At 61.1% G+C, this 24,297-nt stretch carries 27 protein-coding genes and 1 tRNA gene; 25 read left to right on the top strand and 3 right to left on the bottom strand.

Features of this window, described 5'->3' with window-relative positions:
• The first annotated feature begins 1 nt into the window (after position 1).
• The 21 genes from CK910_RS08375 to CK910_RS08285 all read left to right on the top strand — a co-directional run bounded on the left by CK910_RS08375 (position 2) and on the right by CK910_RS08285 (position 15,080).
• A complete protein-coding gene (locus tag CK910_RS08375) occupies positions 2 to 730 on the top strand; it encodes a terminase endonuclease subunit (RefSeq protein ID WP_098982193.1) in 729 nt (242 codons plus the stop codon).
• 170 nt (positions 731 to 900) lie between these two features.
• Positions 901 to 1,362 (top strand): head completion/stabilization protein, encoded by a 462-nt coding sequence (locus tag CK910_RS08370; protein ID WP_098982190.1) that lies wholly within the window; start codon positions 901 to 903, stop codon positions 1,360 to 1,362.
• 8 nt (positions 1,363 to 1,370) lie between these two features.
• Positions 1,371 to 1,883, top strand: coding sequence for a phage tail protein (locus tag CK910_RS08365; protein ID WP_098982187.1), 513 nt, complete (start codon positions 1,371 to 1,373; stop codon positions 1,881 to 1,883).
• Positions 1,880 to 2,566 (top strand): phage virion morphogenesis protein, encoded by a 687-nt coding sequence (locus CK910_RS08360; RefSeq protein ID WP_098982185.1) that lies wholly within the window; start codon positions 1,880 to 1,882, stop codon positions 2,564 to 2,566. Before CK910_RS08365 ends, CK910_RS08360 begins: the two co-directional genes overlap by 4 nt.
• A 4-nt stretch (positions 2,567 to 2,570) precedes the next feature.
• Positions 2,571 to 3,695, top strand: coding sequence for a DUF2586 domain-containing protein (locus CK910_RS08355; protein WP_098982183.1), 1,125 nt, complete (start codon positions 2,571 to 2,573; stop codon positions 3,693 to 3,695).
• A gap of 3 nt (positions 3,696 to 3,698) precedes the next feature.
• Positions 3,699 to 4,154: a phage protein gene (locus CK910_RS08350; protein ID WP_098982181.1), complete on the top strand. Its 456-nt coding sequence runs from the start codon at positions 3,699 to 3,701 to the stop codon at positions 4,152 to 4,154.
• 3 nt (positions 4,155 to 4,157) lie between these two features.
• Complete coding sequence (locus tag CK910_RS08345) at positions 4,158 to 4,367, top strand: TraR/DksA family transcriptional regulator (protein WP_005892365.1); 210 nt, start codon at positions 4,158 to 4,160, stop codon at positions 4,365 to 4,367.
• A 25-nt stretch (positions 4,368 to 4,392) separates the two neighbouring features.
• Positions 4,393 to 4,704: a phage holin, lambda family gene (locus tag CK910_RS08340; RefSeq protein ID WP_042654648.1), complete on the top strand. Its 312-nt coding sequence runs from the start codon at positions 4,393 to 4,395 to the stop codon at positions 4,702 to 4,704.
• A gap of 1 nt (position 4,705) precedes the next feature.
• Positions 4,706 to 5,185 (top strand): TIGR02594 family protein, encoded by a 480-nt coding sequence (locus tag CK910_RS08335; protein WP_098982178.1) that lies wholly within the window; start codon positions 4,706 to 4,708, stop codon positions 5,183 to 5,185.
• The gene (locus CK910_RS24300) at positions 5,182 to 5,625 is read left to right on the top strand and encodes a hypothetical protein (protein ID WP_098982176.1); all 444 of its coding nucleotides are present in this window, start codon (positions 5,182 to 5,184) and stop codon (positions 5,623 to 5,625) included. Before CK910_RS08335 ends, CK910_RS24300 begins: the two co-directional genes overlap by 4 nt.
• Complete coding sequence (lysC, locus tag CK910_RS24165; RefSeq protein ID WP_253852847.1) at positions 5,558 to 5,752, top strand: Rz1-like lysis system protein LysC; 195 nt, start codon at positions 5,558 to 5,560, stop codon at positions 5,750 to 5,752. The genes CK910_RS24300 and lysC overlap by 68 nt, the downstream gene beginning before the upstream one ends.
• A complete protein-coding gene (locus tag CK910_RS08325) occupies positions 5,749 to 6,009 on the top strand; it encodes a putative phage tail assembly chaperone (protein ID WP_098982173.1) in 261 nt (86 codons plus the stop codon). The genes lysC and CK910_RS08325 overlap by 4 nt, the downstream gene beginning before the upstream one ends.
• A complete protein-coding gene (locus tag CK910_RS24635; RefSeq protein ID WP_373353910.1) occupies positions 6,006 to 6,194 on the top strand; it encodes a DUF6890 family protein in 189 nt (62 codons plus the stop codon). The genes CK910_RS08325 and CK910_RS24635 overlap by 4 nt, the downstream gene beginning before the upstream one ends.
• Positions 6,195 to 6,200: 6 nt before the next feature.
• The gene (locus CK910_RS08320; RefSeq protein WP_098982171.1) at positions 6,201 to 8,084 is read left to right on the top strand and encodes a phage tail tape measure protein; all 1,884 of its coding nucleotides are present in this window, start codon (positions 6,201 to 6,203) and stop codon (positions 8,082 to 8,084) included.
• A complete protein-coding gene (locus CK910_RS08315; protein ID WP_005892386.1) occupies positions 8,084 to 8,407 on the top strand; it encodes a DUF2590 family protein in 324 nt (107 codons plus the stop codon). Before CK910_RS08320 ends, CK910_RS08315 begins: the two co-directional genes overlap by 1 nt.
• Positions 8,404 to 9,591 carry a baseplate J/gp47 family protein gene (locus tag CK910_RS08310; RefSeq protein WP_098982168.1) on the top strand — a complete coding sequence of 396 codons (1,188 nt, stop codon included), beginning with the start codon at positions 8,404 to 8,406 and terminating at the stop codon, positions 9,589 to 9,591. The genes CK910_RS08315 and CK910_RS08310 overlap by 4 nt, the downstream gene beginning before the upstream one ends.
• Complete coding sequence (locus CK910_RS08305) at positions 9,584 to 10,267, top strand: phage tail protein (RefSeq protein WP_098982166.1); 684 nt, start codon at positions 9,584 to 9,586, stop codon at positions 10,265 to 10,267. Before CK910_RS08310 ends, CK910_RS08305 begins: the two co-directional genes overlap by 8 nt.
• Positions 10,264 to 12,183, top strand: a complete 1,920-nt coding sequence (locus CK910_RS08300) for a phage tail-collar fiber domain-containing protein (RefSeq protein ID WP_098982164.1) — start codon at positions 10,264 to 10,266, stop codon at positions 12,181 to 12,183. Before CK910_RS08305 ends, CK910_RS08300 begins: the two co-directional genes overlap by 4 nt.
• 4 nt (positions 12,184 to 12,187) lie before the next feature.
• On the top strand, positions 12,188 to 12,916 hold the full coding sequence (locus tag CK910_RS24295; protein WP_253852846.1) for a hypothetical protein: 729 nt from the start codon (positions 12,188 to 12,190) through the stop codon (positions 12,914 to 12,916).
• The gene (locus CK910_RS08290) at positions 12,913 to 13,473 is read left to right on the top strand and encodes a baseplate complex protein (protein ID WP_098982161.1); all 561 of its coding nucleotides are present in this window, start codon (positions 12,913 to 12,915) and stop codon (positions 13,471 to 13,473) included. Before CK910_RS24295 ends, CK910_RS08290 begins: the two co-directional genes overlap by 4 nt.
• On the top strand, positions 13,470 to 15,080 hold the full coding sequence (locus CK910_RS08285) for a hypothetical protein (RefSeq protein WP_098982158.1): 1,611 nt from the start codon (positions 13,470 to 13,472) through the stop codon (positions 15,078 to 15,080). Before CK910_RS08290 ends, CK910_RS08285 begins: the two co-directional genes overlap by 4 nt.
• A 754-nt stretch (positions 15,081 to 15,834) precedes the next feature.
• Here CK910_RS08285 and CK910_RS08280 read toward each other — a convergent pair.
• Positions 15,835 to 15,920: transfer RNA gene (locus CK910_RS08280), tRNA-Leu, on the bottom strand.
• 143 nt (positions 15,921 to 16,063) lie between these two features.
• Here CK910_RS08280 and CK910_RS08275 point away from each other — a divergent pair.
• Positions 16,064 to 16,585: an RDD family protein gene (locus tag CK910_RS08275; protein ID WP_172955271.1), complete on the top strand. Its 522-nt coding sequence runs from the start codon at positions 16,064 to 16,066 to the stop codon at positions 16,583 to 16,585.
• 67 nt (positions 16,586 to 16,652) lie between these two features.
• On the opposite strand, the gene lptG is transcribed toward CK910_RS08275, so the two are convergent.
• Positions 16,653 to 17,723: an LPS export ABC transporter permease LptG gene (lptG, locus tag CK910_RS08270; RefSeq protein ID WP_098982153.1), complete on the bottom strand. Its 1,071-nt coding sequence runs from the start codon at positions 17,721 to 17,723 to the stop codon at positions 16,653 to 16,655.
• A 141-nt stretch (positions 17,724 to 17,864) separates the two neighbouring features.
• The gene (lptF, locus tag CK910_RS08265) at positions 17,865 to 18,977 is read right to left on the bottom strand and encodes an LPS export ABC transporter permease LptF (protein WP_172955270.1); all 1,113 of its coding nucleotides are present in this window, start codon (positions 18,975 to 18,977) and stop codon (positions 17,865 to 17,867) included.
• Positions 18,978 to 19,149: 172 nt separating this feature from the next.
• Between lptF and pepA the strand changes: the two genes are divergently transcribed.
• The 3 genes from pepA (at position 19,150) to CK910_RS08250 (ending at position 24,195) form a co-directional block, all read left to right on the top strand.
• Complete coding sequence (gene pepA, locus CK910_RS08260) at positions 19,150 to 20,658, top strand: leucyl aminopeptidase (protein ID WP_098982150.1); 1,509 nt, start codon at positions 19,150 to 19,152, stop codon at positions 20,656 to 20,658.
• A gap of 163 nt (positions 20,659 to 20,821) precedes the next feature.
• Positions 20,822 to 21,277, top strand: coding sequence for a DNA polymerase III subunit chi (locus CK910_RS08255; RefSeq protein ID WP_043139863.1), 456 nt, complete (start codon positions 20,822 to 20,824; stop codon positions 21,275 to 21,277).
• A 65-nt stretch (positions 21,278 to 21,342) separates the two neighbouring features.
• On the top strand, positions 21,343 to 24,195 hold the full coding sequence (locus CK910_RS08250) for a valine--tRNA ligase (RefSeq protein ID WP_098982147.1): 2,853 nt from the start codon (positions 21,343 to 21,345) through the stop codon (positions 24,193 to 24,195).
• The last annotated feature ends 102 nt before the right edge of the window (positions 24,196 to 24,297 follow it).

The following is a 24,297-nucleotide window of genomic DNA, read 5'->3' as shown; positions in this document are numbered from 1 at the left end:
CATGAGCTCACCCGGTCAACGTCACAAGCAGCGCGTTCAAGCCATGCAGGGGGCCGAGCAGGCCGCCTGCTCTGGCATGGCCACCGGTGCAGTGGCTGACAGCCTGCACCTGCAACTGGTTGCCCTGGAACAGGACATTGTCCGGCTGCGCAAACTGGCTCGCATCGGTGACCGGGTGAATATGAAACGCGATGAGCTGATGCCCAAGTACCGCCCCTATGTGGAGCGCTATCTGGCTGCTGTCGCTGAGTCGGGCCAGCCCTACCAGAACGAGCTGTTTCAGCGCCTCATCATTTGGGCCTTTGACGTTGGCGATTTCGACGCTGGCATTGCCTGGGCGGAGCTCGCCATTGCCCAGGGGCAGCGCACCCCGAACAACATCAAGCGCGACTGGGCCCACTTCGTGGCCGACACCGTGCTGGAGTGGGCCGAGAAACAAGCCGCCGAAGGCCATGCGGTCGAGCCCTGGTTCTCCCGGGTGTTCGACAAGGTGCGCAATGACTGGCGCCTCAACGAGCGGTTGACCGCCAAATGGTTCAAGGCGGCGGGTTGCCTGCTGCTACGTGACCACGACGGCCAGCCCCGCCCGAGCGCCGTGGGCGACAGCGCCACCCTGGAACAAGCCGATCACTGGCTGGCCCAGGCCGACAAGCTGCACGGCAAGGTGGGCGTCGGCACCTTGCGCCAAAAGATTGCCATGCGCCTGCGGGCGCTGAATCCGGAGCAATAAGACTCTCCGCGCCACCGCACCCCGGCGGGGAGGATAGGCCAGCCGCAAGGCTCGCGCCGAATCCTGTGATCCGTGGCTACAGGGGTGCACCTTTTCTCGCCGCGCCATCGGCGACCCGAGCAACCGGGGCAGTGGTGTTCACATTGGCAAGCATCAACAGGGGTCCAGACATGTTTACAGGCAAGGACATCGACTACAGCACCGCCACTATCCGCAATGACGGGTTCTGGCCGGATGTGGCCGTCGCCGATTTTGAGCGCCGCCGCGCCCTGCCTGCCGATCTGGATACCCAGACCACCGGCGCAGCCCTGCTGGCCGCCGTCTCTGAAATCAACCTGCAGCTGGCGAGCCATCAGGCCACGCTGCTGGGCAAGGGCTACACCACCGCCGCCGAGGTACCCGGGCCCAGCCTGGAAGGCGGCACCAATGCCCTGACCGAGCAGTACCTGGCCGCCGTCTTTGCCCGTGCCAAGTCCGCGCTGCTACCCGAGTTCGCCAGCGTCACCGAGCGGGCGACCGCCAACAACCAGGTAGAGCGTTCGCCAGACCAACGCGCCCAACTGCTGGCAGAGAGTCAGCAGCTGGTACGCAGCATCAAGGGCAAGCGCCGTGCTGGGGTCTCGCTGATATGAGTAACGACATGAACGAGCAACAGGCCCAGGGCTACTTCCTGCATGCGCTCCACGCCGAGCTGTTGCGTGTGTTGCCGGCCAAATCCCACAAGACGCTCGATAGCTGGATGGAGAACGGCACCATCCGGCTGGAGCCCAAGAACATGGGCCCCACCGGAGTGGACGTGGCATGGCTCACCTATCAGGCGGTGTTCACCATCGAGCAGCTGCCGTTTCGCGAACTGGATCCGACCATTGTGCTGGCCGCTGTCGCCTCTTGGGTGCAGGAGAACGACCCATTCCGCGAGAAATTCGCGCTGGACGATCCCGAGTACGCCGTCACCCCGAACGATGAGAAGACAGCCGATCTCGAGATCCAGCTCGCCTTTACCGAGCCGCTTCGCCTTATCGAGCATCCGCAAGGCCGGATCAACTGGGTGGGCAAACGCTGGGAAGTGGGTCCGTATGAAATCTGGGTGGCTGACCATATCGACCTGAACGTGGGTGATACCGGCCATCACCAGATCGGTGACCCGTCATGATCAGCATCACGCTGGATACCCGTCGTGGCAAAGACCAGCTCAACCTGCTGGCCCTGCCGCCCAAGAAGCGCAAGCGCCTGGTATGGCGAGCGGCCAATGAGATGAAGAAGCTGGCAGCCCGTAACGTGCGCCAGCAACAAGACCCCAACGGCCAGCCGTGGGCGCCGCGCAAGCGGGGCAAACGCAAGATGTTGCGTGGCCTGCCCAAGCTGCTGCTGATCCGCGAGCCCCGCCAGGACGTGGCAGAACTGGGCTTCACCAAGGGCACCATGAGCGCCCACGCCGGGGTGATCGCCAATACCCACCAGAAGGGGCACACCTACAAGGTGACGGCAATCAGCCGGCGCCGCATTGCCCCCAGCGATGGCGGCAAGAACAAGCAAGCCAGCAAGGCACAAGCCCGCAAGTTGCGGGAATTGGGGTTCAGGCGCCCTGGCAAACGCAAGCGGGCATACCGCTCGGCCTCGCTGGGCTGGATAACGGGCAACCTCAACTACGCCCAGGCAGGGTTGCTGATCAAGAAGCTCAAGGATGAACCGGTCAAAGAGAGCTGGGAGATCCAGCTGCCAGCCCGCCCGTTCCTGGGCGCCAACACCAAGCAACGCGAACAGGCCTTTGCCCGAGCGCTGCAAAGCATCAACTACGGCTGGGACGTCAACAAGCAAGGCATGAAGGGGAAATAACGCCATGTGGCCTTATGTACAGATCAACAACTTGAACCAGATGCAGGGGCCAGTGACGGAAGTCGAGCGTCACCTGCTGTTCATCGGCAGTGCGCCGACCAACACCAACAAGCTGCTCTCGCTCAATACCCAGTCTGACTTTGACACGCTGCTGGGCGAGGCTGACAGCGAACTGAAAACCAACCTGCTGGCCGCCCGAGACAACGCCGGCCAGAACTGGACGGCCGCCGCCTTCGTGCTACCGACCGACATGGATTGGAAGGATGCCGTTCGCACCGCCCAGAAAACCCAGTCATTCGAGGCAGTCGTGGTGCTGGGGCAGGAGTGGGACGCGCCCAAAATCAACGCCGCCCACGCCCTCAATCAGGAGTTGATCGCCAAGTGGGGTCGCTGGCAAGCCATGCTGCTGGCGGTGCCGGGCATTGTCTCCACCACCGAGGGCGGTCAGGACTGGAGCGAATACGAAGCAGAACTGGCCGCCCTGCAGAATGGCATCGCGGCTGAATCGGTCTCCCTGATCCCGCAGCTGTGGCCAAACCTCATCGGGGCTTACGCCGGCCGCCTGTGCAACCGGGCAGTGAGCATCGCTGATAGCCCTTGCCGGGTGAAAACCGGCGCCGTGGTCGGCCTTGGCGCTACCCCCAAGGACAAGGACGGCACCGAACTGCCGCTGGCCACCCTGCAGACCCTGGAACAAAGCCGCTACTCGGTGCCGATGTGGTACCCGGACTATGACGGTGTCTATTGGGCCGATGGCCGCACCCTGGACGCCGAGGGTGGCGACTACCAGGTGATCGAAAACCTGCGTGTGGCCTACAAGGTCGCCCGCCGGATGCGCCTGCGCGCCATCGCCCGCATCGGTGACCGCTCGTTCAACTCCACCCCGGGCAGCACCGCCGCCGCCGTTATGTTCTTCGGCAAGGACCTGCGTCAGATGGCCAGCGCTACCACCATCAACGGCCAGCCGTTCCCGGGCGACATCGCCTCCCCCAAGGATGGCGACATCACCATCAAGTGGACCGCCAAGAACCTGGTCTCCATCTATGTGGTGGTGCGCACCGTCGATTGTCCGAAGGGGATCACCGTCAACATCATGCTCGATTTGAGCCTCAACAACGGGGAGGGCTAACCCATGACCCGCCGTATTTCAGGCCAGTCCTTCGACACCACCCTGATGGGCACCATGGTGCACATCGAGAAGGCCAGCCTTTCCATCACCGACAACAGCGCCGTGGCGCAAACCCGTGGCATCCCTGATGGATATGTCGATGGGGATGTGGCCGCAGAGCTGGAGTTCGAGGTCGACGCCAAGAACTTCACCCTGCTGGGCGATGCGGCCAAGCGGGCCGGTAGCTGGCGCGGTATGAAGCCGGACGATGTGCTGTTCTACGCCGACACCGGCGACGAGATCATGAAAGTGGAAGCCTTCGGCGTAAAGCTGACGATCTCTGATCTGCTCGATGTCGATCCCAAGGGCGGCAGCAAGGGGGTGCACAAGGTCAAGGGGTTCGTCACCTCCCCCGACTTCGTGCACATCAACGGCGTGCCGTACCTGTCGGATGACGATACCCGTCACCTCAAGGGCTAACGGATGGATCTGATCGACCGCGCCACCCAACACGCCGAGCGGATGCTGGCGGCCCAGTTGGATAACCAGCTTGGCCGCAGCCACTACCAGGGCGAGAGCTTGCACCTTTGCGAAGCGTGCGACGACCCGATCCCGGAGGAACGCCGCCAGCGAGTACCAGGGGTACGCAAGTGTGTGCCCTGCCAGAGCCGCGCAGAGCGTCGCGGCCAATAAGCATCGAGAACGGGATATGAACCCTATGCCAAACAAAGACCCCACCCTCTGGGCCGCCCTGCTGGCTTGGTTGATGGACAACTGGCCCGCAGTTTCCGGGGCGCTGCTGGCGCTGAGCATTTCGTTTATGCGCATCACCTATGACGGCGGCGGCGGGCGCCGCCGCCTGATCGAATCGACCATGTGCGGCCTGATCACCTTGGCCGCAGCCTCCGGTACCACCCTGCTGGGCGTCCCGTATGAGGCATCCCCCTTTATCGGCGGCATGGTGGGGCTACTCGGCATGGACTTTATCCGCGATCGGGCAAAGACGGTTTTCAACAAGAAGGAGGGCTGACATGGCGCTGCGCTGGATTGAAGAGGCTCGCAAGTACTTGGGCCTCAGAGAGATTAAAGGGCCCAAACATGCCCAGGCCATTCTGGACATGTGGAAAGCGATCAAACGGGGCGGCATCAAAGACGATGAAACCCCGTGGTGCGCCGCCTTCGTGGGCGCTTGCCTGGAACGGGTAGGCATCCAATCGACCCGCTTTGAGAGTGCAAAGAGTTACCTGGGCTGGGGCGAAAAACTTGATCGCCCAGTACTTGGCTGCGTGGTGGTGTTCACCCGTGACGGTGGCGGCCATGTGGGATTCGTGGTCGGCAAGTCACCCTCCGGCAACCTGCTGGTGCTGGGTGGCAACCAGGGGGATGAGGTGAACATCCGTGAATTCCCGCTGACCCGCGTCACCGGATACCGCTGGCCACTGAATGAGCCCTTGTCGGTAGGTGATCTGCCTGTCGGTACGCCTGCCCAGTTGTCGATGGGGGAAGCATGAACCCACTCAAGGAGCTGTTCTCCAACGTGTTGCTTGGCTTGGTACTGGTCATGGGTACCGCCCTGTTCCTGGGCGGTCGCATGCTGGATAGCCGTGGCAAGGAACTGGCCTCGGCCACGGAAACCATCGGCACCTTGCAGACGGCCAACGACCAGCAGGCCATCCAGATCGAAACACTGAAACGGGACGAAATCGGGCTGCGCAAGTTGCTGGGTACCCAGAACGCCGCCTTGGCCGAGCTCGACAACCAGAACAGGAAAACCGCCGATGAACTGCAACAAGCCTTGGCCACGCCACCGGCAGGTCGCCCGGACTGCGCTCGCGAGCCTTTGCCTGCTGGCGCTCTGCGCCTGCTCAAGCCAGCCCACCACAGTGGTGAAAACCCAAGTAGTGAAGCGGCTACCACCGCCGGGGCTGGTGCCCCACTGCCCGGAGCCTGACTTTACGGGGACCACCTACGGCGACGCCGTGAGGTTTATCCCAACCCTGCAGACGGCGCTGCGCCGCTGCCAGACCCAACTAAACACCCTGAACGACTGGATAACCCAAGAGGAAACCACCCCATGAGCAAGAAGATCACCCTGACCATCGCCGGTACCGACATCAGCTTTGAACCGACCATGACCGCCTACAACGGCTTCCTCAACGACATGATGCCCGACGACAAGGTGGCGCCAGCTCACAACTACCTCAAGAAGATCGTCTGCACCGAGAGCAAAGAGGCGCTCGATGAGCTGCTCAAGCGTCCCGGTGCCGCGCTGCAGCTGGCGGGCGCGATCAACAAAGAGTTCGCCCCTGATCTGGAAATCACCGTAAAAAACTGACCGCGCGTGCCGAGGCAATCGAGCGCAACCAACTGGAGCAAGTACTGGCACTGAGGCGCCACTACTTGCCCCATGAGGATGACGACCTCGACAGCCTGGCTCGCGCCATTTGGTTAGACAAACACAACCAAGAGTCCAACGCCGCCGCCGTGGCCGAGGGCATTGCCAAAGCATTGAACGGATAACGACTGATGGCCTGGATGGAAAAATTGATGATGCAAGTGGCCTTGGTAGATCAGGTCACCAAGCCCCTGCAGGGCATCAACAGCCAGATCGACAAGGTCAGCAAGGCCGGTCGTCAGGGCTGGAGCAACATGGCCATGGGTGCAACCACCTTGGCCGCCGGCGGCATGGCCATCCAGTCAGCCCTTGGCCCTGCCATCGAGATGGACAGGGCGCTCGGAGAAGTCGCCTCCCTCGATGTGAAAAAGGATGTACTCGGTGCACTGGGACGCGAGGCGCTCGCGCTCTCGGTCAAGTATGGCCAGTCAGCCACAGAGATTGTCCGCTCCTCCTACGATATCCAGTCTGCGATCGCCGGGCTGGAGGGGAACGAGCTGCCCGCCTTTACCCGCGCATCGACCACCTTGGCCAAGGCCACCAAGGCCGACACCGCCACCATCACCAACTACATGGGCACCATGTACGGCATCTTCGAGCAGCAGGCCAAGATGATGGGCAAGGCCAACTGGGTGGAAGATTTGGCAGGCAAAACCGCCACTGCCGTGCAGATGTTCAAGACCACCGGCCAGGGCATGGCTGATGCTTTCGGGGCGATTGGTGCCAACGCCACTGCCGCCGGCATCTCGATGGATGAGCAGTTCGCTGTACTCGGCCAACTGCAAGCCACCATGAGCGGGGGCGAGGCCGGTACCAAGTTCAAGTCGTTCCTTGCTGGTGTCGGTGGCGCTCAGAAGGCGCTCGGCATGCAGTTCACCGACTCGGCAGGCAACATGCTGCCGGTGCTGACCGTGCTGGACAAACTCAAGTTGCGCTATGGCGAGACCCTGAGCGTGGCCGAGGGGGACGAGCTCAAGAAGGCGTTCGGTTCGGATGAAGCTGTGGCCATGATCAAGCTGCTGATGACCAACACCAAGGCCCTCTCCACCAACATCAACGCGCTGGCCAACACCCATGGCATGGGTAAGGCCGAACAGATGGCCGCTTCCATGACAGACCAGTGGCAGCGGGTGGAACAAGGCTGGTTCGCCATCCGTGCCGCCGCCTTTGGCGTGGTGCTGCCCGCCATCAATGCAGTGGTCGGCGCCTTTGCTGATGGCGCCAATGATGTGCTGCGCTGGACTCACCTCTTCCCGAACCTCACCAAGGTGATCAGCTATGCCGCTCTGGCTTTTATCGGTCTGGGAGTGGTTACCGGCGCTTGGTTGCTGCTCGTCGGAATGGCTCAGTTGGCCGTCGTGGGTCTGGGTATCGTATTCGGGGCTCTAGCGTGGCCCATTCTGGCAGTAGTCGCTGCCATTGCAGCTCTTGTGATGTGGTGGGAACCCATCAAAGCATTTTTCAGCGGCCTCATCTCTGCCATGGCCCCAGCTATATCAACCGTATTCGAGCCTTGGGCCGCCATTTTGCCGGTGATCTGGGATGGCGTATCCAGTCTGATCGGCATCATCGCCCAGTGGCTTGGAACAACCAATGAAGCCTCAGGCGCCTTCACCAACATGATCGCACTCGGGGAGGCAGCTGGAACCATTCTAGGAACAGTCTTCAAGCTGTTGCTATCGCCTATCTGGGCCGTGGGTAAAGCCATCCAATGGGTACTGGAAAAACTCAATGTATTGCCAGGGGTTGACCTGGATATCAGCTCTGCAATGCCTGACCTCAACCTGCCGAACCCCGAGAACATCAATGCCCCGCTCGCCCGTTATCGCCAGGGAGGCCAGAGCAGCATCCCATCCGGTGGCATTGGCCAGCAGCTGATCCAGGCCAATGCGGCCGCGACGACCGCCAACCAGAAGCCGACCAAGGCCATTCACATCGGCGAAGTGCACATGACCAGCCAGAACCCGATGACGCCGGAGCAGATGGCCGAGAACGCTTGGTTGGAGACGCCGTGATGAGCGATCCCAAATACATCGACATCCTGGTCATAGACGGTGCATGGCAGCTCGATGCCGGCGGCCAGCCGCGCATGACGCAAGACCGCCACAGCATCGGCCAGGACATCAAGCACCGCATCATGGAGTCCGGGCTGGCCCGCAAGCTCATCGGCGAGCGCAGCCCTACCCTGCGCGCCGACGTGATGACCGAGATTGAGCTGCTGGTCGAGAACGACGAGCGCCTGATCCCGGGCACCATCGTTATCAGCGAAGAGGCACCAGACCGGATCCTGGTCACCGCCCGCACCTATGAATTTGGCGATCTGGAGGTAACCCTGTGAACCTGCGCCCAACCGTGGATTTTGTGGCCCTGCTGGCGAAAAGCGGGGTACCGACAACCGAGCAGGCCATGGAGGTCGAGCTCAAGAAGGAGGTTGAGGCCGCCGGCTCCCTCATCACCAACGACAGCGATGTTTCACCGTTCTGGCGTCTGGTGCGCGGCGTGGTCATCACCCCGGCGCTGTGGCTGATCCGCACCCTGCTGGCGGGCCATGTGCTGCCAGCCAGCTTTGCCGCCACCGCCAATGATGCCTATCTCGACCTCAAGGCGTGGGATGTGGACCTCACCCGCAAGGCCGCCCAGAAGACCCGGGGCCTGGTCAACTTCATCAAGGTCAACCCGAGCGAGGCCGTCACCATCCCGGCCGATGTCTGGATCACCACCGAGCGCATCAACGGCACCATCTACCGTCTGAAACCGCTGCAAGAGGTGGTGAGCCCCGCCAGTGAAGCTGTGGCCAAGGTAGTCTGTGAGGCTGAGTTCGCCGGCGGCGCTTGGAATCTGGCCCCAGGCTATTACAACCTGCTGAGCAAACCAGTGACCGGCATCCTGTCAGCTCGCAACGCTGACCGGGATTGGATCACCACCCAGGGTGCCGATGCCGAGAGCAATGACGCCCTTGGCCTGCGCATTCAGAACCAGTTCTCGGCGGTGGGTCGCTATCACATCGACGCCATCTATCGCTCCATGCTCGCCAGCGTGGCAGGGATCCGCGCCGACCACATCTTCTTCGAGCACGACGCACCGCGGGGCCCGGGTACCGCCAATGCATTCATCCTGCTGGAAGTGGGTACCACCCCCGCCAGCTTGATCGAAAAGCTCAACGACTATGTGACCACCCAGGGCAACCACGGCCACGGCGATGACCTGCAGGTGATGGCCATGCCAGAAACCGAGCACTCGCTGCACCTGGAGCTGTGGCCGGCCGAGAACATGACCGCCGAACAGCGGCTGACGCTCAAACGTGAGGTGGAGCTGATGGTGAAGGCGGCCTTTCGTCAGTCAGCGGACTATCCCTCCGTGACCCGGGCATGGCCGCAGTCTCGCTTTTCACTGAGCCAGCTTGGCCGCGAGCTTCATCAGGCATTCACCGAGATAAAGAGCCTGCATTTCACCGAGCAGGATATCGTCTCTGGCCTCGCCATCCCGCGCCTGAGTGCGCTGGAGGTGTTCCTCCATGACTAAGACCACCGAACTCAACCACCAGGACAAGGCCCCGCAGTTGCCAGACAGCACGGCCCCCTGGTGGGAAGACGGCAAGACCATCGCCGAGGGAGTGCAAGAGCCAGCATTCCTGGCCAAAGGCATCATGGCCTTCTGGCGCCGCCTGCGCGGCTGGCTGCTGCAACCGCTGACCCAGCAAGACCCTATGACCTGCTCGGAGGCCATGCTGGCGCTGATCGCCTGGGAGCGGGACATCACCCGCTTCAAGGGGGAGCCGCTTGACCTGTTCCGCAAGCGGGTGAAGTACGCCTTCATCAACGCCCAGGACTCCGGCGAAGTGGCCGGTTTCAAGCGCATCTTTGAGCGCCTGGGCATCGGCTGGTGTGAGCTGCATGAACGCCAGGAAGGCGCCCCCTGGGACGTCATCACCATCGAGGTGGCCGACAGCACCCTCGCTGACAACCAGCGACTCGTCGAGACCCTCATCCAGCACTACGGCCGCACCTGTCGTCGTTACCGTTTTCAGGTCGTCTATCCGGTGGCAGGTGTACTGCGCCCGGGCGAGTTCTCGATGAACCAGCAGGTGTTCGCCGCCACCCTCATTCCCTACAAGGCCAAAGGCCAGGTAAGCCAAGGACAAATTCACATGATCCAGCACGTCTATGGAGCCAAGCTCCAGCATAAGGAGAGCCTATGAGCCAAGTCATCACTAACGCATTTGAAACCTACTGGCAGGGTTGCTTAACCGACCAGTCTCCCGTCGTGCTCGATGAAGTGGTGCTGGCAGATATTCCCGATCTCGACATCACCGTCCCTATCAACCCTGACACCGGCTTGCCGGCGCCGGGATATATCGTTCATCGACACCCGGTCGATCAACGTGGCCGGGTCAACAACAACGCCGTGGCCTACACCATCGTGATGGACACCACAGTGGGGGACTTCTCGTTTAATGCCATGTACCTCATCAACAAGGCGACGGGCATCGTCGGCATGATTGTTTTCAAGGGCCGGGAGGAAAAAGTAAAAACCGACGCCTCGACCAACACCACGGGTAACTCCATGGTCAAGTCGATGCTGATGGAATACGACCGCGCGGCAGACGCCACCATGACGAACGTGGCTGCCGGGACGTGGCAGATTGACTATTCGGCGCGGCTCAATGGCATGGAAGAGGAGCAGCGCCAGCATGCCCTGCAGCTTTTCGGCCATCACAGCTTCATTGACGATGGGTTCCAACTGATCGAGCAATCCGGCATCTACAAGGTGATGCCAGGCAAGGCCATTGTGGGCGGACTCTATCTTCACCTGGAAAAGGCGCAGACCGTTTACCCGGGGGCAAAGCCGGTCGGTGTCTGGGTGGATGCATTCCGTGCCGGCACATTACTGAGTGCCTGGGAGAACCGTTTCTCTCTCGTCACCAGTGTCAGCGATCTGAATGACTATCAGGACCAGTCGGGGTATCTGCACTCTGTTGCCAAGATTGCCACCATCGGGGCTGACGGTCGCATCACAGATCACCGCCGCAAGGAAACACACAGCCACCAATGGGCAGACATGCGAGAGGTGCCGGATGATATCGGGAAGCTCAAAGAGCAGCTCAATGAAAACACCGGAGCAGAGCAGGTCAGAACATCCACCGGTAAGACCGTGGAAGACATGCTGCTCAAAGGTGGGCTGCCTTTTGGCAATGACGGGGTCAAATATGCGCTGAGCGCGGCCGCTTTCCGGCGAGATAAAGCCGTTGCAGGTGACTGGTTCGTCATCAGCGACACCGCGCACATTCCGGTCAACAGCCGGGGCATCGAGGGCGGCGTCAACCCGAAGATAAAGTACGTGGGGAAGAGGATTGGCGCCCTGATCCTGTCACCTGATGAAACCCTGGCGATGGACGGTGTCAGTGTCGGAGGCTCAGTCGGTTCTGACTTTGCCGTGATGTCCATGGGGGCACCGTGCTCGTTCAGCGTGGATCTGGCCACGGGCGAGTTTGACTTTGACACCCACTACTTCGACAAACTTCGCTTTAAATTGGTCATCAGCGCCCAGGGCGTCGTCACACTGACGCATCCTGGAATGCGCTTGATGCGGGAGGCGATTGTGCGCTATGTCGCCCCCAGTTCAACGGACAAGAACCTGCAGATCCATTACCAACAGACCCCTAACCCGGGCCTGACCTCCCTGTTTTTGCTGGGTGATGTGGAGGGTACCATTTCATACAACGGCACAGAGTGGGTTGTAGGAAGTTCGGATCAGTGGGACACCCGTGATTTGAAATTCACCTGGGATGAAGAGAATGGCGCGCTCCTGGTGGAGCATCAGCTGCTGGTCGGCAGCCCGACCTTGACGGTCACAATGCTCGATCTCGGAGCGAACGTGTATACCGCCGCCTCGCAAGCTGGCTCCAACAGCTTCAAGGTGAAATTCAGAAAGCACGATGGCTCCATCCCCTCTCTCTCCACTGCCTTGGGCTTCTATTTCTATCGAGGTGAGTCCGGGATCCGCAAACAGCCAAAAGGAAAACTCCTGGTCCATCTGGGGCAAGTGCAGGTGAACTGCGACCACTTCAGCCACCCTCAGGGGAATGTGTGGTCACTCGGTCTGATGGAAAACTGATCTGATGGCATGGAGTGGCACTGATATCACGGCCATGAGCCTGCTCAAGGTGGAGCAGGAGAGCGGTCATGCGCTGGCGGTGACGCCGTTTCAGCATACCGTGGGACAGACACAAGGCGGGAAATGTACGTTGGCTGCTCCCAACGCCATCAAAGCCATGGCCGCCAAGCTGCAAGACGGGGCAGATACCCATCTTCCTGTCGGTCAGCTCCATGCGGTGGTCTGGCTGGTTACCGGTACCAGCGAGCAGGAACTAGCCACCAAGCTGGCGCAGGTATGCGCCGTGCTGCCGCTGCCGGAGTGGTGCGCCACACTGCGCCGCCTGACGGCCAACAACGACACCATGGCCCAGCCAACGGCGGCCATGGTGCCGCGCTGGAAAGCCGACGAGCCGCTGATCTGGGATCCGCTGCGCAGCCGCTTGGTGCTGACGGCAGCCAACAATGCCTTGCAGGAGAGCGAGGGGAACTCGCCGGCACCGGTGGCCACCCGCGCCAAGCTGGCTGCTCTTACCGCCAAGCGCGCCGCCAGGGTTGCCGAACTGGATGAGGCATTGGCCAACAAGCCCAGCCTTGCCGGAATGCTGTGGAGCTGGCACGGCTATGGCGATCCAGCCAGCCTCGCCGCGCAGCTGCTCGACAGTGGCCACCCTGACCACAGTCACAGCATGACCGTTGGCGCCCTGCTGCTCTCCCCTTCCCCCCTCACCTTCTGGCAGGAGTTAACCCAATGAGTAGAACGGCCATGCTCACCCTGGACGGTGAGCCCATTGTGATGAAGTCGATGCGGATCTCCGCATCGATGCAGTTTCAGGACAAAGACAGCAGCGGCCAGACCAGCAGCACCAGTAGCTCGGAGCAAGGCGAGAAGGCCAAGGAGCTGGATGTGTCAGGGCTGGTACCGTTCAACGATGACCAGACCCTGAGCCGTCTGTTTGAGTTGGCTGATGCCAAGGGTGAAGGCGGCAAGCGCCATGTCTACCGGGTCGGGTCGCTGCTCGCCAAGTCGGTGAAGGTGCGCCAGGCCAAGTTTGCCGGCCGCATCACCGCCAGCGAACAGGAAGGCCTGCTGGCGTGGCAGGTGCAGTTCACCCTGCGCGAGCACAACTCGGTACCGGAGAAGCGCGAGCAGCGCCTCCCCAAGGCTGCTGCCACCGTGGGGCAAGGCACCGCCAATGCCACGCCGGCGAAAACAGACAGCAGCGCAGCAGCGTCTGAGCAGGAGCAGCTCAGTTCCTGGGAGAAAGTGATGAAGGGGCTGGATGACAAGCTGGGAGACGTAATGGCGTGAAACTATCGACCAATCTGACCTTAGGGGGTAAACCGGCCCACCTGGTTGACCATGACATCGTGCTCGACCTCTCTGCCGGTGGCCGTGCCTCCCTGACCATCGACGGGACTGCGACCAAGGGGCAGACCCTGACTCTGGATACCGGCTACAACGGTGAACTGCGCCGCTGGTTCACCGGTTATGTCTATGACGTACAACCCGCCGCCAACGGTGCCAGCAAGCTGCTATGCCGTGAGCTGGCCGGGATCCTGGGCAGCAAGTTCCCTGTCAGTATCCAGCATGCCACCCTGCGCAGCCTGCTGGCCTGGCTGACTGACCAGACCCAGCTCACCTTCTTGCTGCCAGACGGGGCAGACTACACCGACACCCCGATACCCAACTTCACCAGCGCCGGCACCGGCTATCAGCTGCTCGATAATGCGGGCCGCGCCTTCTTGGTACCGGACTTCATCTGGCATCAACAACCAGATGGCGCCATCTTCGTGGGCAGTCATGCCCATAGCCGCTGGGCAGATAAGGCGGTGGAGCTGGACTCGGCCTTCTCGGCCCGCCAAGCGGGTAACACCATCACCCTGGCCCCGATCCCGGCCATGCGCCCGGGGGCCATCGTCAACGGCAAGCGGGTGGAGCGGGTACGGCTCAAGGGTGACGAAATGACCCTGACCACGGCCACACCAGGTAAACCGGTGAAGTCGCCGGAGCGGCGCAAGATGGAGGGGGAATTCCCAGAGCTAGCCGACAAGATGCACCTGCCCAAGTTCGGCAGGGTCGAGGCCATCAGCGACCAGGCCGCCGCCGGTCAGCTCAATGACCCATTCCGTCCTCGCTATGCGGTCGATGTCCAGCTGTTCAATGAGGATGGCGAGCCAGATGAAGGGACACCGCTCTATCGGGCTGTGCCGCTGCCGGTCATGCTTGGCGGGCCAGAGCAGGGGCTGATGCAGTTCCCCATCGAGGGGACTATAGTCGAGCTGGGGTTTGCCTTTGGTCGAGCAGACCGGCCGTTCATCCGCACCATCCTGGGCACTGGCTGGCCTCTGCCGGATATCGCCCCGGGCGAGCAGTTGCAGCAGCAACGGGCCGAGGTGTTCAGCCGTACCGATACCGTGGGCAACCAGTCACGCCATACTGACCGCCGCCAGCACGACAAAGCCATGCAAATGATCCGCGAGGCGGACGAGTACCTGGGCGAGTTCGGCCAGCACCGGATGAGCGTCTTGGCCAGTAGCGTGGAAGATATCGGGGGCATGAAGCGCATCGAGGCGCTCGGGGATGTCGAGCTGCTAACCGCCGAAGACATGATCCTGGGCAGCGCCGGTAACATGAGCCAGACAGCGGGCGGTAACCTGGATGAAGATATCGCCCTGGTTCGCCGGGCGCTGGCCGGCGAACTGCAGCACTTCGCGTCACCTAAGTCGTGGATGGGTAGCGATGGGGTGAACATCTTCCGCCTGCTCAACCAGCTGATGAGCGTGGTGGAGCAGTTGGCCGCCACCGCAGCCAGCCATAACCACGGCGGCCCACCGCCAACCAATGCAGATACCTTCGCCGGCCAGAGCCAGCAGGCCGGCCAACTGGCAAGCACCCTCTCCCCCATCATCGAGTAACCCACCAAGCGAAGAAGGCCCCACACCGTGGGGCCTTCTTCTATCTGCCTGACAGCGCCTGAGCATGGCCAGGGAATGGCGCCGCATGAAGAGGCACCATCGGGCAGGGCTGCATCATACGTGAAGCCTGAGCACGCACACAGCCTCCGAGCACATGGCGGCGACGCCCACCGCCGCGTCTGCGCCACGGAAACCGCGCTCTTCCGCTCCCGCCTGCGCGGCGCCTCAATAAAATTTTTTGCAAAAGTGGATTACCGCAAAACCATAGGCCCAGCCCGCGTCAGATAAAGGATCTGCGGCCCATTGAGGATCTGAAAGGATCGAAAGAAATTGCAGGGTTTTACAGTTCGGCGGGGCTCTGGATAACGAAAGTGAAAACGTAACTCGTTGAATGTATTGAGGTGGTCGTGCTTTCCGTGAGGATTTGAATGATTGGGAAGGATCCGGTTTGCCGCGAGGGAACAGCTAGAAGGCGTTTTGTTTCAGCCGGTTAGGTCCAATGAGGGCCGACTTGATAACTGAAATTTTGAAAGGGAGCTGCAGCCTGGGTGCGCTGGCTGGCCTGCCCCACGGAAAATAGGTTTTCTGTGAAATGTGTCCGGTCACACAAGATGGGAACCACAACCAGGCGGACTCTGGCACGAGCCAATCACCAAAACATTAATGTACTCTTTATGTACTCTCGGCCATTTTCAGGGGCCAGAAAAACTTAAGGCCACCCGCTTGGGTGGCCTTAAGTCATTGAATTAGTTGATGGTGCCCGGGGTCGGACTCGAACCGACACGATTATTCATCGGCGGATTTTGAATCCGCTGCGTCTACCGATTTCGCCACCCGGGCAACTGCGAGGGATTATACGAATGGCGCGATGCCATGCAAGGTGTTTTTCGCGTGCGCACACTCGTTTGCTCATTTATTCAACGCCTTGCCGATGCGGGGTCAGTTACATAGAATGCCCGCATCATATTAATGGAATAAGAACGATGGCCAAGCGTAAACCAGTCCAACCCACATCCACCTCTCCCACCGCCCCCCACTACCCTTCGGCGGGCCTGTTGCGCCGACTCGGCGCCCTGCTCTATGACTATCTGGTAGTCATCTCCTTGCTGATCATCGCCGGCTTCATCGGTATGGGGGTGGCACACTTGCTGCTGGCAACCGGCGCCGCCACTCTTCCCGAAGGCAAAGATGCCTCCTGGCTGCTGACCAGCCCGATTTACAGTGCCTGGCTCGCCTTCATCATCTGTGGTTTTTACACCTGGTTCTGGACCCGTGCCGGTCAGACCATAGGCATGCGCGCCTGGCGCCTGCGCATCCAAAATGCAGATGGCAGCAACATCCGCATCACTCAGGCCCTGATCCGGCTGGCGACGGCGGCCTTCGGCCTCGGCAACCTGATGTGCCTGTTCAACCGCAAGGCACCGCGCGCCTTTCAGGACATCTGGTCCGAATGTGAAGTCGTGGTGCTCGGCAAACAGGAAAATCTGGAGATGCTGAACAAGTAATTGCAGGTCAATGCAGCAACGAAAAAGGGCACCAACAGGTGCCCTTTTTGCTGTCCAACGTACGGCGCTACTGCTTGCGACTGAGGATATAGAAAGAGATACCGCCAAACAGCAGGCTGGGGGCGATGGCGGCAAGGATGGGCGGCACCGCGTACACCAGGCTGATGGGGCCGAACACCCGATCGCTCACATAGACGGCAAAGCCGGTCATGATCCCCATCAGCATCCGCGCGCCCATGCTCACCGAACGCAGCGGGCCGAAGATGAAGGAGGAGGCCAGCAGTATCATGGCCACCACGGAGAGCGGCGACAGCAGCTTGCGCCACATCTCCAGCTTGTACCGCCCGGCATCCTGCTTGTTGGCATCCAGATAGCCGATGTAGTCGAGCAGCCCGGCCACCGGCAGGTTTTCAGGATCGATACTCACCACCCCCAGCTGCTTGGGGGTGAGCTCAGAGGTCCACTCCATCTGGGCCTGCGTCTCGCTCTGGATCTGCTTGGGATCGTCGAAGCGGGTCACCTGCACCTGCTTGAGCAGCCAGTGGTGCTGTTCAAACACCCCCTCCTGCGCCTGGAGGATATCGATCAGTTTGCGCTCCGGGGTGAAGCGATAGAGGGTGATGCCGGTCAGGGCGCCGTCGTTGCGCACCCCGTTGATGTTGACGAAGTTGTTGCCATCGCGCGCCCAGACCCCGTAAGCCGAGACCGTCAGCCGTCCTTCCGACAGGGCCCCCGCCTTGACGTCATCCGCCATCCGCTTGGCGATGGGCGCCACATACTCACCCATCAGGCCCACCAGTATCATCAAGGGGATGGCCGTCTTGAGCGCTGCCATGACGATGCTGATCTTGGAGCGACCCGCCGCCTGCATTACCACCAGCTCCGAGCTGGTCGCCAGCTGGCCCAGCCCTATGAGCCCGCCCAGCAGGGCTGCCAGCGGGAAGAACTGAACCGCCTCCTTGGGCATGGAGAGCAGGACGTAATAGAGCGCATTGATCATGTCGTAGTTGCCTTCCCCCACGGACCTGAGCTGCTCAACATACTTGATGAGCGCAGCCAGCCCGACCAGGGTCAGTTCGCACAACAGGACCGACATGAAAATAACCCGGCCGATATATCTATCGAGAATGCCAAACATCAGCAGAAACTCCCCGGTTGCAGCATCATGCTGATTTTTTCCTCAAATACAGACGTATAGAGAGGAAGCGACATCAAAATGATCCGGTCGCCATGTCTATCGAGAATGCCAAACATCAGTAGAGACTCCCAGATGGCAACATCATGCCGATTTTCTCTTGAAATAGAGGGTCTTGATCCCGTTCCACCAGCTGGTGCCCTGCAGGTTGAGCGGCAGACCGATCAACAGCAGATAGGCCAGCGGCACCAGAAACATCCCCGGCCAGTGGGGCAGGCGTCCGCTGTCGATGGCCGAGCGCGCCGCGCTGAGCAACAGGAAGTAGGAAAGATAGAGCAAGATGGCCGGCAGCAGCTTGGCATAACGTCCCTGGCGGGGGTTGACCCTGGCCAGCGGCACCACCAGGAAAGTGAGCACCAGTATGGAGAGCGGCAACGACAGGCGCCACTGCAACTCGGCCATCATGCCGTTGTCCTTCGTTCCCAGCAGCTCCAGAGTCGGCTTGGCGGCCGCCTTGCGGCTGGAGCGCTCCATCTCCTGCTGGCGGATCACCAGGCTGTACTCGTCAAATTCAGAGATCTGGAACTGCTTGCTGCTGAAGTGGCCCTCGTAACGGGAGCCATCCTTCAGGGTCAGCCACTGCAGGCCGTTCTCATCGACCGTCACCACCCCATCCGTCGCCACCACCACTGAGGGCGGCTTGCCCTCCTGGGAGCGTTGCAGCACGAAGATCTTCTGCAGCCGGGAGCCCTTGTCGTTCAGCTCCTGGATGTAGGCAACGAGGCGCCCCTTGTCGAGCTCCATGAAACGGCCGGCCTGCATAAAGGAGATACCCGGATCGGCCTTGAACTCGTCGATCACCTGATACTCGCGCTCCTTGGCCTGCGGGGCGATCCAGCCGGTATTGAAGGCGGCGACGGCCGCGGTCAGCAAGGCCAGCACCATGGCGCTGCGCATCACGAAGCGGTGGCTGAAGCCCACCGCATGCATCACAGTCATCTCACTTTCGGCATACAGGCGACCGTGAGCAAACAAGATGGCTAAAAACAGGCTGATAGGCAGCATCAACAGCGCCATATTGGGCAGGTTGAGCAGCAACAGGGTGGAAACCAGACGCGTCGGCACCTCGCCATCGGCGGCATCACCGATGATCTGGATAAATTGTTGGCTGACAAAGATAAGCAGCAGCACGAACAACACTGCCAGCTGGGTTTTCAGGGTTTCCCTGAATAAATATCGGAAAACGATCACAGTCATTCCCAAGTAAACTTGTGTTTTTAGTCGAATGCCTGAAAAATAGGGCCGTATATTGGATTTTTACCAGTTTGAACTGCGGAGCCTATGGCTGTTCGCTCCGCCTCTGATACCCCAACAAGCACCGCATTATTCAATAAAAGGTGCCTTTTGTCTTTAGGATGTAGGAGATTCCATGGAGTTCAGTGTAAAGAGTGGCAGTCCTGAGAAGCAACGCAGTGCCTGCGTCGTGGTCGGCGTATTCGAGCCGCGTCGCCTCTCTCCGGTTGCCGAACAACTGGACAAGATCAGCGATGGCTATATCAGTTCGCTGCTGCGCCGTGGCGACCTGGAAGGGAAACCAGGTCAGATGCTGTTGCTGCATCAAGTACCGGGCGTGCTCAGCGAGCGCGTATTGCTGGTCGGTTGCGGCAAGGAGCGGGAACTCGACGAACGCCAGTACAAGCAGATCATCAACAAGACCATCACCACCCTCAACGAGACGGGTTCCATGGAAGCGGTCTGCTTCCTGACCGAACTGCACGTCAAGGGTCGGGATACCTATTGGAAGGTGCGCCAGGCGGTGGAAACCACCAAGGCGGGCCTCTACAGCTTCGATCAGTTCAAGACCAACAAAGCCGAGCCGCGCCGTCCGCTGCGCAAGCTGGTGTTCAACGTGCCGACGCGTCGGGAACTGACCATTGGTGAGAAAGCCATCTCCCACGGTCTGGCCGTGGCGAAAGGGGTGCGGGTCTGTCGCGACGTGGCCAACATGCCGCCCAACGTCTGCAACCCGGCCTATCTGGCCTCCCAGGCTCGTCGTCTGGCCGATGCCTTCGACAACATCACCACCAAGGTGATCGGTGAGCAGGAGATGGCCGAGCTCAGCATGAACTCCTATCTGGCGGTGGCCCGCGGCTCCGAGAATGAAGCCATGATGGCCATCATCGAATACAAGGGCAACGCCGATGCCAAGCCCATAGTGCTGGTCGGCAAGGGTCTGACCTTCGACTCCGGCGGCATCTCCATCAAGCCGGCCGAAGGCATGGACGAGATGAAGTACGACATGGGTGGCGCCGCCTCCGTGCTCGGCACCATGCACGCCCTTGCCCAGTTGCAGCTGCCCATCAACGTCATAGGCGTGCTGGCCGGTTGCGAGAACATGCCGGGTGGCAACGCCTATCGCCCGGGTGACATCCTCACCTCCATGTCCGGCCAGACCATCGAAGTGCTGAACACGGATGCGGAAGGCCGCCTGGTGCTGTGCGATGCCCTCACCTACGTGGATCGCTATGATCCCGAGACCGTCATCGACGTGGCGACCCTGACCGGTGCCTGCATCATAGCGCTGGGCCACCACACCACGGGGCTGCTGGCCAACCACAACCCGCTGGCCCACGAGCTGCTCAACGCCTCCGAACAGGCCGGCGATCGCGCCTGGCGCCTGCCGCTGTTCGACGAGTATCAGGAACAGCTGGAGAGCCCGTTCGCCGACATGACTAACTTGGGGGGCCGTCCAGCCGGTACCATTACCGCTGCCGCCTTCCTGTCACGCTTCACCAAGAAGTACAACTGGGCCCACCTGGATATCGCCGGGACCGCTTGGAAGAGTGGCAAGGATAAAGGCTCCACCGGTCGTCCGGTGCCCCTGCTGACCCAGTTCCTGCTCAACCGGGCCGGCGTGGATATCGAAGAGAAGGAGTAACTCCCCTGCCCCTTCCGGTGAATGCACCGGAAGCGCGGGAGTTGCCCAGTACCACAAGGAAGAGGCCCGCCTCTTCCTTGTTTCATTGAGTGCTGGCAGGAAAACCCCCCTGCCGACCCTCACTGGCGGTCAATAGTCCGTCACCGCAAACGGGATCAACCTGATGAGCCAAGTGACCTTTTACCTGATGAGCGAGCCGGATGACGCGCAGGCCACCGCCGTCGAGCGGCTCGCCTGCCAGCTCGTAGCCGATGGCTGGAGTGCGGGCCATCTCTACCTGCTGTGCGATGACGAGGCCCAGGCCATGCGCCTGGACGAGCTGTTGTGGCAATTGCCACCTGAGCGTTTCGTGCCGCACCAGCTGCAGGGCGAGAGCGGTCAGGCGCCGGTGGAGATAGGCCATCAGCCGCCGAAGCGGCGCTATGCCCGCCTCATCAATCTGGCCAGACAGACACCTTTGTTTGCAGGACACTTCGCTCAAGTGGTAGATTTTGTCCCCACTGACGAAACGCAAAAGCAGCAAGCCCGCGAGCGCTACAAGCACTATCGCCAGGCAGGCCATGCCCTCGAGATGAGGGATCAGCCCGTCCTTGCCGCACCGGATCCGGCGCAGCCCTGACTGCACCACCCTCGATCCACGACGAATCAACACCAGACTCCATCCATCCAGAATACGGCGAGACCATGGAAAAGACTTTTAATCACAACGCCATCGAACAGGCGCTCTATCAGCACTGGGAAGCCCAGGGTTACTTCAAGCCCCACGGCGACACCAGCAAAGACTCCTTCTGCATCATGATCCCGCCGCCGAACGTCACCGGCAGCCTGCACATGGGTCACGCCTTCCAGCAAACCCTGATGGATACCCTGATCCGCTACAACCGCATGCAGGGCAAGAACACCCTGTGGCAGGCGGGCACAGACCACGCCGGTATCGCCACCCAGATGGTGGTGGAGCGCAAGATCGCCGCCGAAGAGGGCAAGACCCGTCACGACTACGGCCGTGATGCCTTCATCGACAAGATCTGGCAGTGGAAGGAAGAGTCCGGCGGCACCATCACCCGTCAGATGCGTCGTCTGGGCGACTCGGTGGACTGGGAGCGCGAGCGCTTCACCATGGATGAGGGTCTCTCGAGCGCCGTGCAGGAAGTGTTCGTCCGTCTCTACGAAGATGGCCTGATGTACCGCGGCAAGCGTCTGGTGAACTGGGATCCCAAGCTCAACACCGCCATCTCCGATCTGGAAGTGGAAAACCGCGAGATCAAGGGCCACATGTGGCACCTTCGCTACCCGCTGGCCAACGGAGCCAAGACCGCTGAAGGTCAGGATCACCTGATCGTCGCCACCACTCGTCCGGAAACCATGCTGGGCGATACCGCCGTGGCAGTGAACCCGGAAGATCCCCGTTACAAGGCGCTGATCGGCCAGCATATCATGCTGCCGCTGGTGAACCGTCTGATCCCCATAGTCGCCGACGAGCACGCCGACATGGAGAAGGGCACCGGTTGCGTGAAGATTACCCCGGCCCACGACTTCAACGATAACGAAGTGGGCAAGCGCCACAACCTGCCGATGATCAACATCTTCACCCTGGACGCCCACGTGCGCGCCGAGGCCGAAGTGGTCGACACCAACGGCAACCCCAGCACAGCCTACGACGCCGCCCTGCCGAGCGAGTTCGCCGGTATGGAGCGCTTCGCCGCCCGCAAGGCCATCGTGGCCAAGCTGGACGAGCTGGGCCTCTTGGCCGAAATCAAGGATCACGTGCTGCAGCAGCCCTACGGCGATCGCGGTGGCGTGCCCATCGAGCCCATGCTGACCGACCAGTGGTACGTGCGCGTGGCGCCCATGGCCAAGACCGCCATCGAGGCAGTGGAAGATGGCCGCATCCAGTTCGTGCCCAAGCAGTACGAGAACATGTACTTCTCCTGGATGCGCGACATTCAGGACTGGTGCGTCTCCCGTCAGCTGTGGTGGGGTCACCGCATCCCGGCCTGGTATGACGATGCCGGCAATGTCTACGTGGGTCGTGACGAGGCGGAAGTGCGTGCCAAGCACAGCATACCGTCCGTGACCGTGCTGCGTCAGGACGAAGACGTGCTCGACACCTGGTTCAGCTCCGCCCTGTGGACCTTCTCCACCCTCGGCTGGCCGAACAACACAGAGGCGCTCAAGACCTTCCACCCGACCGACGTGCTGATGAGCGGCTTCGACATCATCTTCTTCTGGATCGCCCGGATGATCATGATGACCATGCACTTCATCAAGGACGAAAACGGCCAGCCGCAAGTCCCGTTCAAGACCGTCTACATCACGGGTCTCATCCGTGACGAAGAAGGCCAGAAGATGTCCAAGTCCAAGGGCAACGTGCTGGATCCGCTCGACATGATCGACGGTATCTCGCTGGAAGACCTGATGGAGAAGCGCACCGGCAACATGATGCAGCCGCAGATGGCCGAGAAGATCGGCAAGCGTACCGCCAAGCAGTTCCCGGAAGGGATCGAGGCCCATGGCACCGACGCCCTGCGCTTCACCCTGGCGGCGCTGGCCTCTACCGGCCGTGACATCAACTGGGACATGAAGCGACTGGATGGCTACAACAACTTCTGCAACAAGTTGTGGAACGCCTCCCGCTACGTGCTGATGAACACTGAAGATCAGGATTGCGGCTTTGGCGGTGGCGAGATGGCGTTCAGCCTGGCGGATCGCTGGATCCAGTCCCAGCTGCAAGTTGCCATCCGCGACTTCCGCACCGCGCTCGATACCTACCGCTTCGACATCGCGGCCGGCGTGCTGTACGAGTTTATCTGGAACCAGTTCTGCGACTGGTATCTGGAGCTGACCAAGCCGGTGCTGGGCAAGGGTTCCGAAGCCGAGCAGCGTGCCACCCGTCACACGCTCGTCAGCGTCCTTGAAACCCTGCTGCGTCTGGCGCACCCCATCATCCCCTTCATCACCGAAACCATCTGGAAATCGGTGGCGCCGCTGACCGGTGTGCACGCCGACACCATCATGCTGCAAGCCTTCCCTGAGTTCGATGCCGCCAAGGTAGACGAGGCCGCCATGGCGGATCAGGAGTGGGTGAAGGAGTTCATCGTCGGCATTCGCAACATCCGCGCCGAGATGAACGTGGCGCCGAGCGTGGGCTTGAACGTACTGCTGAAATGCGATGCCAAGGACGCCCGCCGCGCCGGTGACAACGAGGCCTTCCTCAAGTCGCTGGCCCGTCTGGAATCCATCCGCGTGCTGGCGGACGGCGAAGTGGCCCCCCTGTCGGTGAAGAAACTGATCGGTGCCACCGAGCTGATGATCCCGATGGCCGGTCTCATCGACAAGGATGCCGAACTGGCCCGTCTGGCCAAGGAAGTAGCCAAGCTGGTCGGCGAGTGTGGCCGCATCGAAGGCAAGCTCGGCAACGAGGCCTTCGTGGCCAAGGCGCCGGAAGCCGTCATCGCCAAGGAGCGCGAGAAGCTGGAAGAGTATCGCGCCCAGCTGGTGACCCTCGAGACCCAGCAGGCCGAAATCGCCGCCCTGTAAGGCAGTTTCACGCCTGAAAAAGCCCCCTCCCGCAGGGGGCTTTTTGTTGCCATAAATCCCTTCTCACGGCCTTTCTTCGCCCCTCTGTACAAAATTAGCGAG

The organism is Aeromonas sp. CA23, from assembly GCF_002587065.1.
Lineage (GTDB): Bacteria > Pseudomonadota > Gammaproteobacteria > Enterobacterales > Aeromonadaceae > Aeromonas > Aeromonas bestiarum.
The sequence above is the reverse complement of the archived record's forward strand: the minus strand, read 5'-3'. Positions and strand labels throughout refer to the sequence as shown.

Coding starts and splice junctions, on each gene's coding strand:
- CK910_RS08350 (WP_098982181.1), top strand. CDS start 3,699: ATGACCCGCCGTATTTCAGGCCAGTCCTTCGACACCACCCTGATGGGC.
- CK910_RS08250 (WP_098982147.1), top strand. CDS start 21,343: ATGGAAAAGACTTTTAATCACAACGCCATCGAACAGGCGCTCTATCAG.
- CK910_RS08370 (WP_098982190.1), top strand. CDS start 901: ATGTTTACAGGCAAGGACATCGACTACAGCACCGCCACTATCCGCAAT.
- CK910_RS08360 (WP_098982185.1), top strand. CDS start 1,880: ATGATCAGCATCACGCTGGATACCCGTCGTGGCAAAGACCAGCTCAAC.
- CK910_RS08375 (WP_098982193.1), top strand. CDS start 2: ATGAGCTCACCCGGTCAACGTCACAAGCAGCGCGTTCAAGCCATGCAG.
- CK910_RS24300 (WP_098982176.1), top strand. CDS start 5,182: ATGAACCCACTCAAGGAGCTGTTCTCCAACGTGTTGCTTGGCTTGGTA.
- CK910_RS08325 (WP_098982173.1), top strand. CDS start 5,749: ATGAGCAAGAAGATCACCCTGACCATCGCCGGTACCGACATCAGCTTT.
- CK910_RS08320 (WP_098982171.1), top strand. CDS start 6,201: ATGGCCTGGATGGAAAAATTGATGATGCAAGTGGCCTTGGTAGATCAG.
- lptG (WP_098982153.1), bottom strand. CDS start 17,723: ATGTTTGGCATTCTCGATAGATATATCGGCCGGGTTATTTTCATGTCG.
- CK910_RS08365 (WP_098982187.1), top strand. CDS start 1,371: ATGAACGAGCAACAGGCCCAGGGCTACTTCCTGCATGCGCTCCACGCC.
- CK910_RS08290 (WP_098982161.1), top strand. CDS start 12,913: ATGAGTAGAACGGCCATGCTCACCCTGGACGGTGAGCCCATTGTGATG.
- CK910_RS08340 (WP_042654648.1), top strand. CDS start 4,393: ATGCCAAACAAAGACCCCACCCTCTGGGCCGCCCTGCTGGCTTGGTTG.
- CK910_RS24295 (WP_253852846.1), top strand. CDS start 12,188: ATGGCATGGAGTGGCACTGATATCACGGCCATGAGCCTGCTCAAGGTG.
- pepA (WP_098982150.1), top strand. CDS start 19,150: ATGGAGTTCAGTGTAAAGAGTGGCAGTCCTGAGAAGCAACGCAGTGCC.
- CK910_RS08315 (WP_005892386.1), top strand. CDS start 8,084: ATGAGCGATCCCAAATACATCGACATCCTGGTCATAGACGGTGCATGG.
- CK910_RS08335 (WP_098982178.1), top strand. CDS start 4,706: ATGGCGCTGCGCTGGATTGAAGAGGCTCGCAAGTACTTGGGCCTCAGA.
- CK910_RS08275 (WP_172955271.1), top strand. CDS start 16,064: ATGGCCAAGCGTAAACCAGTCCAACCCACATCCACCTCTCCCACCGCC.
- CK910_RS08345 (WP_005892365.1), top strand. CDS start 4,158: ATGGATCTGATCGACCGCGCCACCCAACACGCCGAGCGGATGCTGGCG.
- lptF (WP_172955270.1), bottom strand. CDS start 18,977: ATGACTGTGATCGTTTTCCGATATTTATTCAGGGAAACCCTGAAAACC.
- CK910_RS08305 (WP_098982166.1), top strand. CDS start 9,584: ATGACTAAGACCACCGAACTCAACCACCAGGACAAGGCCCCGCAGTTG.
- CK910_RS08255 (WP_043139863.1), top strand. CDS start 20,822: ATGAGCCAAGTGACCTTTTACCTGATGAGCGAGCCGGATGACGCGCAG.
- CK910_RS08355 (WP_098982183.1), top strand. CDS start 2,571: ATGTGGCCTTATGTACAGATCAACAACTTGAACCAGATGCAGGGGCCA.
- CK910_RS08300 (WP_098982164.1), top strand. CDS start 10,264: ATGAGCCAAGTCATCACTAACGCATTTGAAACCTACTGGCAGGGTTGC.